Source organism: Burkholderia dolosa (assembly GCF_902499135.1).
Taxonomy (GTDB): Bacteria; Pseudomonadota; Gammaproteobacteria; order Burkholderiales; family Burkholderiaceae; genus Burkholderia; species Burkholderia dolosa.
In genome coordinates this window covers 1-13,839 of the sequence record NZ_CABVPR010000021.1, presented here as the reverse complement: position 1 = coordinate 13,839, position 13,839 = coordinate 1, and the positions used below count along the sequence as shown (strand labels likewise).

The 13,839-nt window shown below is 68.0% G+C and carries 13 protein-coding genes; 7 read left to right on the top strand and 6 right to left on the bottom strand.

Translation table 11 applies throughout. The annotated features are described in order from the left end of the window. The first annotated feature begins 73 nt into the window (after positions 1 to 73). Positions 74 to 994: a bestrophin family protein gene (locus tag BUB20358_RS11815; protein WP_006767489.1), complete on the top strand. Its 921-nt coding sequence runs from the start codon at positions 74 to 76 to the stop codon at positions 992 to 994. 200 nt (positions 995 to 1,194) lie between these two features. Here the strand turns inward: BUB20358_RS11815 and BUB20358_RS11810 are convergent, their stop codons facing one another. Beyond that, the gene (locus BUB20358_RS11810) at positions 1,195 to 1,350 is read right to left on the bottom strand and encodes a hypothetical protein (protein ID WP_165802984.1); all 156 of its coding nucleotides are present in this window, start codon (positions 1,348 to 1,350) and stop codon (positions 1,195 to 1,197) included. A gap of 579 nt (positions 1,351 to 1,929) precedes the next feature. Between BUB20358_RS11810 and BUB20358_RS11805 the strand changes: the two genes are divergently transcribed. From BUB20358_RS11805 to argE, 4 genes are all read left to right on the top strand, one after another. Next, a complete protein-coding gene (locus BUB20358_RS11805) occupies positions 1,930 to 3,270 on the top strand; it encodes a flavin-containing monooxygenase (protein WP_035976258.1) in 1,341 nt (446 codons plus the stop codon). A gap of 104 nt (positions 3,271 to 3,374) precedes the next feature. Next, positions 3,375 to 3,824 (top strand): RidA family protein, encoded by a 450-nt coding sequence (locus tag BUB20358_RS11800; protein WP_006767486.1) that lies wholly within the window; start codon positions 3,375 to 3,377, stop codon positions 3,822 to 3,824. After that, positions 3,821 to 4,498 carry a DUF1028 domain-containing protein gene (locus BUB20358_RS11795; protein ID WP_174905074.1) on the top strand — a complete coding sequence of 226 codons (678 nt, stop codon included), beginning with the start codon at positions 3,821 to 3,823 and terminating at the stop codon, positions 4,496 to 4,498. Before BUB20358_RS11800 ends, BUB20358_RS11795 begins: the two co-directional genes overlap by 4 nt. Next, positions 4,491 to 5,654, top strand: a complete 1,164-nt coding sequence (argE, locus tag BUB20358_RS11790; RefSeq protein WP_006767484.1) for an acetylornithine deacetylase — start codon at positions 4,491 to 4,493, stop codon at positions 5,652 to 5,654. The genes BUB20358_RS11795 and argE overlap by 8 nt, the downstream gene beginning before the upstream one ends. A gap of 66 nt (positions 5,655 to 5,720) precedes the next feature. On the opposite strand, the gene BUB20358_RS11785 is transcribed toward argE, so the two are convergent. After that, positions 5,721 to 6,644 carry a LysR substrate-binding domain-containing protein gene (locus tag BUB20358_RS11785; RefSeq protein ID WP_035976255.1) on the bottom strand — a complete coding sequence of 308 codons (924 nt, stop codon included), beginning with the start codon at positions 6,642 to 6,644 and terminating at the stop codon, positions 5,721 to 5,723. Between the two features lie 266 nt (positions 6,645 to 6,910). Here BUB20358_RS11785 and BUB20358_RS11780 point away from each other — a divergent pair, with 266 nt between their 5' ends. Beyond that, a complete protein-coding gene (locus BUB20358_RS11780) occupies positions 6,911 to 8,332 on the top strand; it encodes a purine-cytosine permease family protein (RefSeq protein WP_035975978.1) in 1,422 nt (473 codons plus the stop codon). Positions 8,333 to 8,377: 45 nt separating this feature from the next. Here the strand turns inward: BUB20358_RS11780 and BUB20358_RS11775 are convergent, their stop codons facing one another. The 4 genes from BUB20358_RS11775 to BUB20358_RS11760 form a co-directional block, all read right to left on the bottom strand. After that, entirely contained in the window at positions 8,378 to 10,657 is a 2,280-nt protein-coding gene (locus tag BUB20358_RS11775; protein ID WP_035975977.1) for an FdhF/YdeP family oxidoreductase, read from the bottom strand. Between the two features lie 766 nt (positions 10,658 to 11,423). Then, complete coding sequence (locus BUB20358_RS11770; RefSeq protein WP_035975976.1) at positions 11,424 to 11,693, bottom strand: hypothetical protein; 270 nt, start codon at positions 11,691 to 11,693, stop codon at positions 11,424 to 11,426. Between the two features lie 106 nt (positions 11,694 to 11,799). After that, positions 11,800 to 12,615, bottom strand: a complete 816-nt coding sequence (locus BUB20358_RS11765; RefSeq protein ID WP_006767479.1) for a family 1 encapsulin nanocompartment shell protein — start codon at positions 12,613 to 12,615, stop codon at positions 11,800 to 11,802. Next, positions 12,608 to 13,687: a Dyp-type peroxidase gene (locus BUB20358_RS11760; protein WP_035975975.1), complete on the bottom strand. Its 1,080-nt coding sequence runs from the start codon at positions 13,685 to 13,687 to the stop codon at positions 12,608 to 12,610. Before BUB20358_RS11760 ends, BUB20358_RS11765 begins: the two co-directional genes overlap by 8 nt. On the opposite strand from BUB20358_RS11760, the gene BUB20358_RS28065 reads away from it, so the two are divergent. Further along, positions 13,602 to 13,839 (top strand): hypothetical protein (locus BUB20358_RS28065; protein ID WP_217456684.1); only part of this gene is annotated, 238 nt, incomplete at its 3' end. The two genes, BUB20358_RS11760 and BUB20358_RS28065, sit on opposite strands and share 86 nt — an antisense overlap.

Sequence of the window (13,839 nt, the reverse complement as noted above, 5' to 3'; positions counted from 1 at the left end):
CGGGCTCGCACCGCATCGTGCGGCCCGCGTGCGCATGCCGGTCATGCATCGTCGCGCAGTCGGGAAACCCATCATGATCGTCAGACCGAGACAGAACTGGCTGCGGATGCTGTTCGTATGGAACGGCTCCGTGCTGCAGTCGATCATTCCGCAGCTGGCGTTCATGGCGATCGTCAGCACGCTGGCCGTCTTCACGAAAGGGCGCATCTTCGGCGAGAAGATTCCGCTCAATACCGCGCCGTTTACGTTGTTCGGGCTCGCGCTCGCGATCTTTCTCGCGTTTCGCAACAACGCGAGCTTCGAGCGTTTCAAGGAGGCGCGGCTGCTGTGGGGCAACCTGCTGATCGCCGCGCGCACGCTGACGTCGCAACTGCAGCGCTATCTGCCCGACACGGTCGACGATGCGCAGCGAGACCGGCTCGCCGATCTGCTGATCGCGTTCACGTACGCGCTCAAGCATCAGCTTCGCCACACCGATCCGACGCGGGATCTGCAGCGCATCCTCGGCGCGCAGCGTGCCGACGCGTTCGCACGCAAGTGCTACAAGCCCGTCGCGATTCTCGACGCGCTGCGCGGCGGGATCGTCGACGCGCTGGATCGCACGCCGGGCAGCGCGGCGACGTGCTGGATGTTCGACGCGCAGCTCGCCGAGCTCGGCAAGACGGTCGGCGGTTGCGAGCGCATCCTGTCGACGCCGATTCCGTTCTCGTACAGCGTGCTGCTGCATCGCACCGTGTATGCATACTGCGTGCTGCTACCGTTCGGGCTCGTCGATTCGACGGAGTTCTTCACGCCGCTGATCTGCGTGTTCATCTCGTACACGCTGATCGCGCTCGAAGCGATCGCGAACGAGGTTGCCGATCCGTTCGGCCTCGCACCGAACGCGCTCGCGCTCGATGCGATGACGCGCACGATCGAGCGCTCGGTGCTCGAGCTCGGCGATCGCGCGATGCCGGACGAGTTCGTGCCGGCGTCGACGTATCAGATCACGTAGGCGACGCGACTCTTTCGTTCAATTCGTCAACGGGCGAGCTGCGACGTATGCGTGGCGTTCGCGAGCGTCGCGGACGCCACGTCGCGCGACGTGCGTCGCACCACGGTTCAGGATCGCCTCTGCGCTCGCATCGTGCGTGTCGAGCAAGCGGGCGGCACCAAGCGGGCGGCACCTCATCCCGAACCTTTTCGGCCGCCCCGTCACCGCATCGCCGACTCCAGCGCGAGGCACGCGATTTCGGCTGAAGGCCACAGCAGATACAGCAGTGCCGCCATCAGCAGCACCGCACACGCACGCACGAGCGGCGTCGGATCTTTGTCGCGCAGCACGCGGATGCGCTGCTTCAGGTTCTTCATGCTTGCCGGCGCGTCGCGCCGCTCCAACGGTTGCTGCTACAACGGGTCGGCCGTGCCGACGCCGGAGACGAATCGGGTTGAACGAGGCCCGCATGCGCAACGGGCGGTGCGGCTTCATCGGTGGACGATCGTTCGCCGATGAATGCAGCGGGCGGGCCCGATACGCCGCAGCGAATCAGGGAGCGATCGATTCGGCTGCGTCGCGGCAATCAGATACCGGCCGCACGCGCCGCACACGCATCGCGCATGGCGGGCAGACGCGCATGCTACCCGTTCGCCGACGTAAAAACCGTCAAGAATTGTCGGACGCCGAGCGACGCGTCGAATCGCCACGCGTGACGCGGAGGCGTCGTGCGCATGCACATCGACGCGCCGACATCGCGCCGCAGGGCCAGCTTTTTTCTCGTCAACAACGACAAAAAACATCATTTCGCGCGCGGCCGCGTGTCAGCAGAATGTGTCCATCCCGCTCGCGCGATCGCACGAGTCGACACGATGGCCGCTCCGCGCGACGTGCGCGGCGCAGCGGTATCGCGACGACGAACGCGTCGACGAGCCGCACTTCCGAAGGAGACGCGCGTGACAGCTGAAACAACATCGATCGATACGCTCGTCGTCGGCGCCGGCCAGGCCGGCGTCGCGATGAGCGAACATCTGGGCAAGCTCGGCGTGCCCCACCTCGTGCTCGAGCGCAGCCGCATCGCCGAACGCTGGCGCACGGGTCGCTGGGATTCGCTGGTCGCGAACGGACCGGCGTGGCACGACCGCTTTCCGGGGCTCGAGTTCGAAGGCCTCGATCCCGATGCGTTCGCATCGAAGGATCAGGTCGCCGACTACTTCGAAGCGTATGCACGCAAGATCGACGCGCCGATTCGCACGGGCGTCGACGTGACGAACGTCGTGCGCAACGTCGGCAAGCCGGGCTTCGTCGTCCGCACGTCCGACGGGACGATTCACGCGAACCGCGTGGTGGTCGCGACCGGGCCGTTCCAGCGCCCGGTCATTCCGCCGATCGCACCGCGCGACGCGCGCATCGTGCAGATTCATTCCGCCGATTACCGGAATCCGGCACAGCTGCCGAGCGGCGCGGTGCTCGTGGTCGGCGCCGGTTCGTCCGGCGTGCAGATCGCCGACGAGCTGCAGCGCGCGGGCCGCCAGGTCTATCTGTCGGTCGGCCCGCACGATCGTCCGCCGCGCGCGTATCGCGGCCGCGACTTCTGCTGGTGGCTCGGTGTGCTCGGCGAATGGGACAAGGAAATCGCGACGCCGGGCCGCGAACACGTGACGATCGCCGTCAGCGGTGCGCGCGGCGGGCACACCGTCGACTTCCGGGCGCTCGCGAATCAGGGCGTGACGCTCGTCGGATTGACGAAATCGTTCGACGACGGCGTGGCGGTGTTCGAACGCGATCTTGCCGCGAATCTCGCGCGCGGCGACGAGAACTACCTGTCGCTGCTCGACGCGGCCGATGCGTACGCGGCGCGCAACGGGCTCGACCTGCCGGAAGAACCGCATGCGCGCCGCATCCTGCCCGATCCGCCGTGCGTCGCGCAGCCGATTCTCACGCTCGATCTGGTCGCGGCCGGCGTCACGTCGATCGTGTGGGCGACCGGCTACGCGCTCGACTACGGCTGGCTGAACGTCGACGCGTTCGACGAGAACGGCAAGCCGAAGCATCAGCGCGGCGTATCGAAGGAGCCGGGCCTGTATTTCGTCGGGCTGCCGTGGCTGTCGCGGCGCGGCTCGAGCTTCATCTGGGGCGTGTGGCACGACGCGAAGCACATCGCCGATCACATCGCGACGCAGCGCAAGTACCTCGCGTACCACGACGCGTCGCAGCAGCGCGCACGGTTGCGCGCGCATCCGAACGGCGACGGCGCACCGGCCGGCGCGCGTCCGCTGGCCGACGCGATGAACTGACGGCGCGCGGCGCCGTACGACGCGAAACTGCACCGCCACGACGCCGCCGCACCGCGACCGACCGCGGCGCAGCGGCCGCTTTCACTGACGATCGAAGGACATCGATGAGCGAACCTACCCATACCCGTATCCGCATGTTCAACACGCGCGACACGTATCCGAACCAGACGCTCGACAACGACCTGTGCCAGGCCGTGCGGGCCGGCAACACGGTGTACGTGCGCGGCCAGGTCGGCACCGATTTCGACGGCAATCTGATCGGGCTCGGCGATCCGCGCGCGCAGGCCGAGCAGGCGATGAAGAACGTCAAGCAGTTGCTCGAGGAAGCCGGCAGCGACCTCACGCACATCGTGAAGACCACGACGTACCTGATCGACCCGCGCTATCGCGAGCCCGTGTATCAGGAAGTCGGCAAGTGGCTGAAGGGCGTGTATCCGATCTCGACGGGGCTCGTCGTATCGGCGCTCGGTCAGCCGCAGTGGCTGATGGAGATCGACGTGATCGCGGTGATTCCGGACAACTGGCAGCCGAACGCGACGCGGGAGACGACATGACGTTCTCCATCGTCGGACGCTGCCCGGAAACGGGGCAGCTCGGGATCGCGATCAGCTCGTCGAGCATCGCAGTGGGCGCGCGCTGCCCGTGGGTGCGCGCGGGCGTCGGCGCGGTCGCGACGCAGAACGTCACGCTGCCCGCGCTCGGCCCGCAGATCCTCGATCTGATCGAACACGAGCAGCTCGCGCCGGGCGCCGCGCTCGACCGCGCGCTCAGCGCGAACGGCTGGAGCCAGCACCGGCAGGTCACGGTCATCGACGGGCAGGGGCAAACCGCATGCTTCACCGGCAGGGAAGCGCTCGGCACGCACCACGCGGTGCGCGGCGAGCAGTGCGTCGCGGCCGGCAATCTGCTTGCCGCGCCGGCCGTGATCGATGCGATGGCGCGTGCGTTCGAGCTTGCGCACGGCTTGCTCGCGGACCGGCTGCTCGCGGCGATGCATGCGGCGATCGCGGCCGGCGGCGAGGCGGGGCCGGTTCATTCGGCCGCGCTGAAGGTGGCCGGCGACGTGATCTGGCCGATCGTCGATCTGCGCGTCGACTGGGCCGACGCCGATCCGATCGGCCAGCTGGACGCGCTGTGGCGCGCGTACCGCCCGCAGATGCACGACTATCAGACGCGCGCGCTGAACCCGACCGCCGCGCCGAGCTACGGAGTGCCCGGCGATGAGTGACACGTCGAGCCGCGCGCTGCTCGAGCGCCTGATTGCGTTCGCAACGGTCAGCCGCGAGTCGAACCTCGCGCTGATCGATTTCGTCCGCGACTATCTCGACGGTTTCGGCATATCGAGCGAGCTGTTCTACAACGCGGAGCGCACGAAGGCGAGCCTGTATGCAACGATCGGGCCGCCGGAGCGCGGCGGCATCGCGCTGTCGGGCCATACCGACGTGGTACCGGTGGACGGGCAGGCGTGGACGGTCGAGCCGTTCCGGCTGACCGAGCGCGACGGCCGGCTGTACGGACGCGGGACGGCCGACATGAAGGGCTTCATCGCGTCGGTGCTCGCCGCCGTGCCGACGTTTGCGGCGCGACCGCTGAGCATGCCCGTGCATCTGGCGTTCTCGTACGACGAGGAAGTCGGCTGCGTCGGCGTGCGGCCGATGCTCGAAGCCCTTGCCGCGCGCGAACATCGGCCGCGGCTGTGCGTGATCGGCGAGCCCACCGAACTGAAACCCGTGCTCGGCCACAAGGGCAAGCTCGCGATGCGCTGCCACGTGAAGGGCGCCGCCTGTCATTCGGCATACGCGCCGTACGGCGTCAACGCGATCGACTATGCGGCGAAGCTGATCGGCCGGCTCGGCGAGATCGGCGCAGCGCTCGCGCAGCCCGAGCGTCACGACGCGCGCTTCGATCCGCCGTTCTCGACCGTGCAGACCGGGCTGATCGGCGGCGGCCGCGCGCTGAACATCGTGCCGGCCGAATGCACGTTCGATTTCGAGGTGCGCGCGCTGCCGGACTTCGACGCGCACGACGTGCCGAAGCAACTGCAGGACTACGCGGAAACCGAGCTGCTGCCGGCGATGCGCCGCGTGCAGCCGGACACCGACATTCGGCTGCAGCCGCTCGGCGCGTATCCGGGGCTGGCGACCGCGCCCGACAGCGGCGCTGCGCGCGTGCTCGCGATGCTGAGCGGCTCCGACGCGTTCGGCACCGTCGCGTTCGGCACCGAAGGCGGGCTGTTCGGGCAGGCCGGCATTCCCGCGGTGGTATGCGGGCCGGGCAGCATGGATCAGGGGCACAAGCCCGACGAGTTCGTCACGCTCGAGCAGTTGCACGGCTGCGACGCGATGCTGGGCCGTCTGGCCGCGTATCTTTCCGGCACCGCGTGATGCGCGCGCTTCGGCGCACGCGCACGAGCGGCGGCGCGTACGCCCGCGTACACGGTTGCGCGCGCATCATTGCGCGGGTTGCCCGTTGATCTGCGCGAGCCGCTCGCGGCAGAAATCGACGAACGACTGCGCCTGCTTCGTCAGCTGCCCGCGCTTGAGCCGCGCGCTCACGAGCCCCGACGGACTCACCGTTTCGCTGAGCGCGATCGTCACGACGCGCTTGCCATCGTACGTGTATTCGGAGTGCGGCCGCGTGACGAGCAGCGAGAAGCCGAAGCCCTGACCGACCATCCCGCGTACCATCTCGATCGACGGCGACGCGAACACGATGTTCGGCGTCAGCCCGAGTTCATGAAACAGGCTGACGAAATACGTGCGGCTCGGCAGCACGTCGAGCAGGATCATCGGCTCGACGCACAGGTCGCGCAGCGACACCTGCGCCTGATCCGCGAACCGGTGCTGCTCGGGGAGCAGCACGTACGGCTGCTGCGGCGGCATCAGCGGCTCGGTCTCGATCGTGCCGTCGAGATCGTGGTCGTAGAGGAACGCGAGATCGAACGTGCCGGCCGTGAGCCCCTGCACGAGCTCCTGCTGGTCGCCGTCGCGCAGCCGGATGTTCACGCCCGGATAGCGCTCGCGAAACCTCGCGATCAGCTGCGGCAGATAGAGCGGCGCGACCGTCTCGAAGCAGCCGATGTCGATCTGCCCGGTCACGACGTCGTTGTCCGCGAGCGCGTTCTGTTCGAACTCGTGCGCGATGCGCAGCAGTTCCTGCGCCTTCCGGTAGAAGCGCGTGCCGCTCGGCGTCAGCGACACGCCCTGCGCATGATGGCGGATGAACAGCTTCACGCCGAAGCTTTCCTCGAGCCCCTTGATCGCGCTGGAGATCGACGGCTGCGCGATGAAGAGCTGCCGCGACGCCTCGGCGACGCTGCCGGACTCGACCGTCGTCACGAAATATTTCAGTTGCCGCAAAGTGTAGTGAGCCACGATCACCTCTGCCACTCGGCGCCGGCGTGCGGCGCCGGCGCGCATTCAGTCCATTGTTTCGCGTAGCACCTTACCTGAAGAAAATCGGTGCCGCGTTCGGCGCTGCAGAGCTTTTTCGTATGTCTCGAAAATATTTTTAGTATTTCTCCGTCCGCCGCACCGTGGCGCACCATCGTCTCCAGGCATCGATCGGGTGCAGGCGCGTGCCGTCGCGCGCCGGCCCAAACGGAACGCGCGCCGTGCCGCGCACGACAGGAGACTTCATCATGACGACCGTGGAACGCAATGCGTCCCCAATGATAGAGAAGCATACGATCGGCTACGTGCCGCCCGCGGACCGGCACGGCAACGTGCGCGACTTGTTCACGCTCTGGTTCGGCGGCAACATCGCGCCGCTGCCGATCGTGACCGGCGCGCTCGGCGTGCAGATCTTCCACCTGAACCTGATGTGGGGCATCGTCGCGATCGTCGTCGGCCAGGCGGTCGGCGGCGTGCTGATGGCGCTGCATTCGGCGCAAGGCCCGCAGATGGGCATCCCGCAGATGATCCAGAGCCGCGCGCAGTTCGGTTCGTGGGGCGCGCTGCTCGTCACCGTGATCGCGGCTGTGATGTACGTCGGCTTCTTCGCGTCGAACATCGTGCTCGCCGGCAAGTCGGTGCACGGGATCGCCGCGTCGGTGCCGGTGCCGGTCGGCATCGTGATCGGCGCGGTGGGCTCCGCGCTGATCGGGATCGTCGGCTACCGGTTCATCCACATCCTGAACCGCATCGGCACGTGGGTGCTCGGCATCGGCATCGTCGTCGGCTTCTGGACGATCCTGTCGCACGTGAGCACCGACGATTTCTTCACGCGCGGCGGCTTCAGCTTTGCGGGCTGGCTCGCGACGGTGTCGCTGTCTGCGCTGTGGCAGATCGCGTTCGCGCCGTACGTGTCGGACTACTCGCGCTATCTGCCGGAGAACGTCGGCGTCGCGTCGACGTTCTGGGCGACCTATCTGGGCTGCACGATCGGCTCGACGCTCGCGTTCATCTTCGGCGCGGTCGCGGTGCTCGCGGTGCCGGCCGGCGCGGATACGATGGACGCGGTCAAGCAGGCGACGGGCCCGCTCGGCTCGCTGATGCTCGTGCTGTTCCTGCTCAGCGTGATCAGCCACAACGCGCTGAACCTGTACGGCGCGGTGCTCGCGGTGATCACGTCGGTGCAGACGTTCGCGTATCGATGGATTCCGACCGCGAAGGCGCGCGCGGTGCTGTCGGTCGTGATCTTCGTCGCGTGCTGCTACGCGGCGATCGGCGCGTCGACGAACTTCGTCGGCCATCTCGTCGATCTCGTGCTCGCGCTGCTCGTCGTGCTGGTGCCGTGGACGGCGATCAACCTGATCGACTTCTACGTGATCCACAAGGGGAAGTACGACATCCAGTCGATCTTCATGGCCGACGGCGGCGTCTACGGCCGCTTCAATCCGCAGGCGCTGCTCGCGTACGCGATCGGGATCGTCGTGCAGATTCCGTTCATGAATACGCCGATGTATGCGGGCCCGATTCCCGCGCATCTCGACGGCGCGGACTTGTCGTGGCTCGTGGGCCTGCTGCTGACGTCACCGCTGTACTACTGGCTCGCGACGCGCGACAGCGCGTATCGGCGCCGGCAGGGCGGCGCGCATCTGCCGCCGACCGCCGCGCAATGACGGCAGCGCGCGCGCGGCCGGCCGCGTGCCGCGCGCGCCGGTGCGTCAGACGGCGGCCGAGCGCGCGACGCGCACCGGCACCGACTTGTACGACGGCGTGCCGCTTTCCTTGTCGATGTAGTCGAGCGGCACGAGCACGTTCGCTTCCGGGTAATACGCGCCGACCGACCCCGGCGCGATGTCGTATTCGATCGCGGTGATCTTTTCGAGGCGCAGCCGGCGGCCCGACGCGGCCACCGTCTCGATGTCGACGAGGTCGCCGTGTTCGAGCCCGTGCTTCTCGAGATCCGCCGCGTTCATGAACAGCACGTCGCGCCGGCCGAACACGCCGCGGTAGCGGTCGTCGAGCCCGTAGATCGTCGTGTTGTATTGATCGTGGCTGCGCAGCGTGATCAGCCGCAGCGCGCGCTCGTCGCGCGGCACGCCCGCATCCTCGACGATCCCCTTGTACAGCGAGAACATCGCCTTGCCGGTCGGCGTTGGCCACACGCGCTCGGTCGGCGGCAGCGGCAGCCGGAAGCCGCCCGGCTTGCGGATGCGTTCGTTGAACGCTTCGAAGCCCGGGATCGTGCGTTCGATCAGGTCTCGGATGCGATCGTAGTCGGCAATCAGGTCGAGCCACGGCACCTTGCTCGTCGGCAGCGTCGCATGCGCGATGCCCGCGACGATCGCCGGCTCCGAGCGCAACCGGTCGGACGCGGGCTTCAGCTTGCCCGACGACGCGTGCACCATCGACATCGAATCCTCCACCGTGATCGACTGCGGGCCGCTCGCCCGGATGTCGAGTTCGGTGCGGCCGAGCACCGGCAGGATGTAGGTTTCCTTCGCGACCAGCAGGTGCGAGCGGTTCAGCTTCGTGCCGAGATGCACGCTCAGGTCGAGCTTCGCCATCGCCGGGAACGACTGCTCCGAATCGGGCAGCGCGACCGCGAAGTTGCCGCCGAGGCACAGCAGCGCCTTCGCGCGGCCTTCGATCATCGCCTGCATCGCGTGCACCGCATCGTGCCCGTGCTGCGACGGCGGCTTGAACCCGCACACCTCCTCGATCTTCCGCAGGAATCCGGGCGACGGCTTCTCGGTGATGCCGACCGTGCGGTTGCCCTGCACGTTCGAGTGGCCGCGCAGCGGGCAGATGCCCGCGCCCGGCTTGCCGAAGTTGCCGCGCATCAGCAGCAGGTCGGCGATCAGCCGCACGGTCGCGGTGCCCTTGTTGTGCTGCGTGACGCCCATCCCGTACGTGACGATCGTCGCGTTCGACTTCGCGTACGCACGCGCGACCTCTTCGAGCTGCGCGCGGGCGAGCCCGCTCGCGCGCTCGATGTCGTCCCACGACGTCGCGTGCAGATCGGCCGCGAACGCGTCGAAGCCTTCGGTGTGCTCCGCGATGAACGCGCGGTCGAGCACGTCGCCGCGGCCGGCGTCGAGCTGCAGCAGCGCCTTCATGATGCCTTTCAGCGCAGCTGCGTCGCCGCCTGCGTCGACCTGGTAGTACGTCGACGCGATGCGCGTCGAGCCGAACGACGCCATTTCGAGCATGTTCTGCGGATCCGCGAAGCGTTCGAGCGCGCGCTCGCGCAGCGGATTGAACACGATGATCGGTACGTTGCGCCGCGCGCATTCGTGCAGCGTGCCCATCATCCGCGGGTGGTTCGTGCCGGGGTTGTGGCCGATCGAGATGATCAGCTCGCAGTGGTCGAAATCGTCGAGCGACACGGTGCCCTTGCCGATGCCGATCGACTGCGGCAGGCCGACGCTGGTCGGCTCGTGGCACATGTTCGAGCAGTCGGGGAAGTTGTTGCTGCCGAGTTCGCGCGCGAACAGCTGATACAGGAACGCGGCCTCGTTCGACGCGCGGCCCGACGTGTAGAACTCGACCTGCTCCGGCGGCAGCGCGCGCAGCACCGCGCCGATGCGCGCGAACGCGTCGTCCCATTCGACCGCGCGGAACGTGTCGGTCGCGCGATCGTACGCGAGCGGATGCGTGAGCCGGCCCATGTTCTCCAGCTCGTAGTCGGACAGGCGCAACAGCGACGACACGGGATTCGCCGCGAAGAATTCCGGCGTCACGCGCTTGGTCGTCGCCTCCCACGTGACGGCCTTCGCGCCGTTCTCGCAGAACTGGAACGTCGACTTGTGCTCCTTGTCGGGCCACGCGCAGCCGGGACAGTCGAAGCCGTCGGGCTGGTTCGTCCGCATCAGCGTGATCGGCGCCTCGATGGTTTCCATCTGCGTGCGTACGGCCTCGGCCGTCGCGCGCAGCGCGCCCCAGCCGCCGGCCGGCCCGTCGTATCTCCTGATGCCTGGCACTTCCCGTCGATTCGTCATCTGAGTCTCCAGGAGCCTGCCCGGTGCGGGCGGCTCGGGGTTGCACCGCGTGGCGGCGTGGGGCGGCGCCGTCGTGCGGACGGTGCCGAACGTGCATGCCTGCGTGCGGCGAGGCATGCTTTTTTTCTGCGAGCGGCTTGCTGGCGGCTCGGCGCGCGTGTCATTTCACGCGCTCCGTGCACGTCGTGCGCTTCGCGTGTCGTGCGTCCGTCGCGTTCTCCGCTGCGGGCGCAATCGGCTGGTGGAACTTTACTGCAGTGCCGTTTTTGATGTCGTGAATGTGCAATGGCCGGATGTCGGCGTGTCGTCGCACGCCTTCGCGCGGCATCGCCGGTCGTTGCGATCGCGGTCGCCGACGCGTTTGCGGCATCGCTGCGACTGCGTTCAAAAATAGCGAATCGGCCGTGCGCAACCAAGACACAGTTGCGGATGGCGCGCGCCGGTGAATTGCATCCCTTCACGCACGCGTGCGAGCGCGCGACGAGTACAGATGCGCGCACGGCATGCAGTGCCGCGCATCGGCACTGCGGCGACGAAGGCGGGCAGGACGCCGTACAGCATCGACGCGTACGGCGGGCGTTATCGGGACGCGTGGAGGGAAATGCGGCGGCGCATGTACCGCCTCGCGAGCGCGTGCCGGCGTGCATGCGCGTCATCCGGATCGCGCATGCACGCGCCGCGCACCGCGTCGGTGCACGGCGTGACGGCAACGAATGGCGGATTGTCCGGCTCGGCCCGCAGCAGGCCGGACCGCGACCGCGGCGCGTCAGTCGACGAGCTTCATGCCGAGCCGCTGCCGCGCGATCTCCTTTGCCTGCGCGGCGAGCGCCGGATCGGACAGCCCGTCCGCCCACACGGACAGCGAATCCTCGATCAGTACGCGCGTGTCGGGCGGCAGCTCGGCGAGCATCAGCGACACCACGGTGAACAGCACGGCCGTCTCGGCGGCCCGTGTGCCGGTGTTCGAATCGACCGTCTTCTTCAGGTCGTCGATCGACGCTTGCAGCGCCTGCAGTGCATCATTCGTATCGCTCATGACGTTTCTCCATACGAGAAGGGTTCGATTCGCGACGAACATGCGGCCGGCGGCGCGGCCCGTCGTGCGCGACGCCCCGGCAGGCATCGCGCACCGGCAGCCCGCGTCAGGCCACCGCGCTGCCTTGCGGCGCGACGGCCACCGACGCCTCGCTCGTCAGCATCAGGAACGTAAAGGTTTCGCGCAGATACAGCCGCACGACCTTGTCGGTGTGGCTCGTGTAGCCGATCGACACGTCCTCGCCGAGGTGCAGCTCGTAGTCGCCGCCGCGCGTGGACAGCACGCAGCCGCCGCTGATCGCCGGCGCCCAGATGATCTCGCCGCTGACGATCCGCTTGATGTGATCGATCACCGGATAGCCCTGGTCGCGCGCCTCGCTGAGCGCGGTATACGCGTCGGCGCCGAGCAGCACCGAATACGGACCGTCGACGCCCGCGAGCCGCAGCGCTTCGAGCGCATCGCTGATCGCGTCCGGATACGCGCCGACGTCGTCGGGCAGCGTGAGACGGCGGTTCGACGAGCCTTCGCGGATGCCGATGATCCCGGCCGCCGCGTAGCCGTCGAAGATCGCGTGATCCTCGGCGAACGCGAGCCGCTGCGCGGCATCCTTCGCCGGCTGCCAGTCGGCGTCCCGCGCGCCGCGCTCGACGCTGTCGATCGCATCGCGGCTCAGCTCGAACGGGACGGTCAGCTCGACGATCGCGCGCACTTCGCGCAGCCGCGCGCTCACTTGCTCGCGCGGCGCGTCGACGTCGCGCAGATGGCCGGTGCCGACCGCCGACAGCGCGGGCCCCTTCGGGCCCTCGACGTCGACGACGCGGCGGCCGGCCACCGACCGCTTGAACGTGCGCGCCACTTCTTCCTCGATTTGCTCCCACGCGGCAGATGCGATCGGTGCGAGTTCGCGGTGCAGGTTATTCATCGATTTTTACTCCTTTCAGCGATCCGATATTCAGCGAGCCGTCGCGGCGCGGCTCGGGCGATGAGGGTTCCGGCTGCGCGGCGTCGGCGGGCGCGTCGGCGCCGGGTGCCGGGCGATCGGCAAGCGCTTCGAGCAGGTCGGCCGACGGCACGAAGAACAGCGAGCCGGTGATCGCGCGGCTGAAGTCGAGCAGGCGATCGTAGTTGCCGGGCGGCCGGCCGACGAACATGTTCTCGAGCATCTGCTCGACCGGCGCCGGCGAGCGCGCATAGCCGATGAAATACGTGCCGAATTCGCCGAAGCCGGGCCGCCCGAACGGCATGTTGTCGCGCAGGATCTTCACTTCCCGGCCGTCTTCTTCGAGCGTCGTCAGCGAGCTGTGCGAGCACGACGGCTTCACGTCGTCCGGAAGCTCGATGTCGGACAGCTTCGTGCGCCCGATGATCCGCTCCTGCGTCTCGACCGGCAGCGCATTCCAGCCGGCCATGTCGTGCAGGTATTTCTGCACGATCACGTAGCTGCCGCCCGCGAATTCCGGATCTTCGTCGCCGATCACGGTGAAGTCGACCGCTTCGCGGCCTTCCGGGTTCTCGGTGCCGTCGACGAAACCGATGATCGCGCGCTGCTCGAAATTGCGGAAGCCGTGCACTTCGTCGACGACGGTCACCGCATCGCCGAGCGCGGCGAGCAATTGCGTCGCGAGCTCGAAGCACAGGTCCATCGCGTCCGCGCGGATGTGCAGCAGGATATCGCCGGGCGTCGCGATCGCCTTGCGCTCTCCGGCGCCGAATTCGCGGAACGGATGCAGCGACGCGGGGCGCGGTTCGCCGAACAGCGCGTCCCACGCGGTCGAGCCGAATCCGCAGACGCAGGACAGATTGCCCGACGGCGCGCGCTTGCCGACCGAGCGCACGAGCGCGGCAATGTCGCCGCACCACGAACGGATCGTGTCGGCGTGCGCGGCGCCGGGATTGACGGTCGCCACGATGAAGATCGCGCTGCGCGTGATCGGACTGTGGACGTTCTGGGGAAGCGGGGGACGTGTGTGCATCGCGTTCGGCCGGTCAGTCATGTCGGAACCGATGGGCCGCGAATGCCGCGGCGCGCGAAGACGAACGATCGGACTGTGTCATGCAACTGTTCTCTTTTGTGACGTGCGGATGAATGGCGCTGCGGCGCGTCGCGACGACGCGTGCATGGCCGGCCGGCGGCCGGGCGACGCAT